The organism is Clostridium sp. CAG:221 (assembly GCA_000435835.1).
In the GTDB taxonomy this organism is placed as follows: Bacteria; Bacillota; Clostridia; order Clostridiales; family Clostridiaceae; genus Clostridium.
Window position 1 is genome coordinate 1 of record FR883372.1, and the last position, 1,136, is coordinate 1,136.

The 1,136-nt window shown below is 26.5% G+C and carries 2 protein-coding genes; one reads left to right on the top strand and one right to left on the bottom strand.

Annotated features, from left to right (window positions below):
- On the top strand, positions 1-665 hold a 665-nt coding region (locus Q5O44_RS02895), incomplete at its 5' end, for an LPXTG cell wall anchor domain-containing protein (protein ID WP_302637223.1).
- Between the two features lie 133 nt (positions 666-798).
- Here Q5O44_RS02895 and Q5O44_RS02900 read toward each other — a convergent pair.
- Positions 799-1,136, bottom strand: a 338-nt coding sequence (locus tag Q5O44_RS02900; RefSeq protein WP_302637225.1) for an MATE family efflux transporter, incomplete at its 5' end; no start/stop codon positions are given.

Below are 1,136 nucleotides of genomic sequence, written 5' to 3' on the forward strand. Positions count from 1 at the left end.
GAGAAATGGTTCCAACTATTATTTATAAAGGAACTAAAGCTTTACCAACACAAAATGAAATATATCCAGCAGAAGTGATTAATGGTAACTTAGAATGCTACGATGATGAAATTGATTTAGCGTCAGTTATTTTAGATAATATTGCAATAAGTGATAATTCAGTTAATATAAGAAAAGAAATAATAGGAGATATTCCAACTACTGTGGGAGAGCATACTGTTATTGTTAGAGTAACTTATGAAGATAATAGTTACAAAGATGTTAATGTATCTGTTAGAATAAGAAGTAAACAAGATAGACCAAATACAGATAATAAACCAGGTGATGATAGTAATAAACCAAATGAAGATAACAAGCCGAATGTAGATAACAATAAACCAAATTCAAATAATTCTACCAATGGCTCAAGTAATAATAAAAAAGATGATGTAAGTAGTGATAATAATAAACCAAATGAAAATGATTCAGAAACTGTGGATAAAGATAATTCAAATAATTATGTAGAGGTTAAGCCTAATACTGGAAACTCAAATATAGGTAATTCTGAAGATAAAAAATCACAAACAAAATTACCACAAACAGGTGTTGAAGGTTCTTTAACAATGTTAGGATTATTATCATTATCTATTGGTAGTGCTCTATCTTTCAGAAAAAAGAAGAAATAATTTTAAATAATTAAGATATATTATAAAGAGGTTGTATTAAAAGAATATTTAATACTAGCTAAAAAAGGGAATTCGTATTTGAATTCCCTTTTTGTATATAATGTAATTATAAAGTAGTTAAAATATAGTACAACTAAGCAATTTTTTCTAACTGCATTTTATCAAGTTGTTTAAATTCTTTTTTAAGTAATACTAACGTTATAATAACTGAAAGTGAGTCAGCACAAGCGCCTGCTGCCCAAACACCATCTAATCCAATAAACTTAGGTAAGATTATTGTAAATGGAATTAATAATATTACTTGCCTTAGAAGACTTACAAACATAGATATTTTAGCTTTACCAATTGATTGATAGTAACTTGTGGCAACAATATTTATTCCTACTACAGGCATCATTAATAAATATATTCTAATTCCTTTTATTGCTAATGTAGTTAATTCAGGATCATTATTAAATAAACTGATGATTT